At 73.7% G+C, this 396-nt stretch carries 1 protein-coding gene; it reads right to left on the bottom strand.

Annotated elements, in window-relative coordinates; translation table 11 throughout:
- Window positions 1-92: 92 nt before the first annotated feature.
- On the bottom strand, window positions 93-266 hold the full coding sequence (locus tag JHD67_RS21555; protein ID WP_199101183.1) for a hypothetical protein: 174 nt from the start codon (window positions 264-266) through the stop codon (window positions 93-95).
- Between the last annotated feature and the right edge of the window lie 130 nt (window positions 267-396).

Below are 396 nucleotides of genomic sequence, written 5' to 3'. Positions count from 1 at the left end.
CCCCCCCCCCCCCCCCCCCCCCCCCCCCCCCCCCCCCCCCCCCCCCCCCCCCCCCCCCCCCCCCCCCCCCCATCTTGACAACACGTCGAGTTCTACCGAGATTCGGTCACGGGTCTCGTGGGCTCGGAGATGTGTCCAAGAGACAGGCGGGGCGCGCAGCCGGGTGACTTGGACACCGGCACCAACAGGCGGCCGAAGCCGCAAAAGTGTTCGTAATCGCGATCGCCCAGCGCGAGCAGACCGTACTGGAGCTGTCTCTTATACACATCTGACGCTGCCGACGACAACGTTCGGGTGTAGATCTCGGTGGTCGCGGGGTGATGAAAAAGGGGGGGGGGGGGGGGGGGGGGGGGGGGGGGGGGGGGGGGGGGGGGGGGGGGGGGGGGGGGGGGGGGG

The sequence above is a fragment of the Dyella sp. ASV21 genome (assembly GCF_016428975.1).
Taxonomy (GTDB): Bacteria; Pseudomonadota; Gammaproteobacteria; order Xanthomonadales; family Rhodanobacteraceae; genus Dyella.
This window is presented reverse-complemented; position numbering and strand designations above follow the sequence as displayed.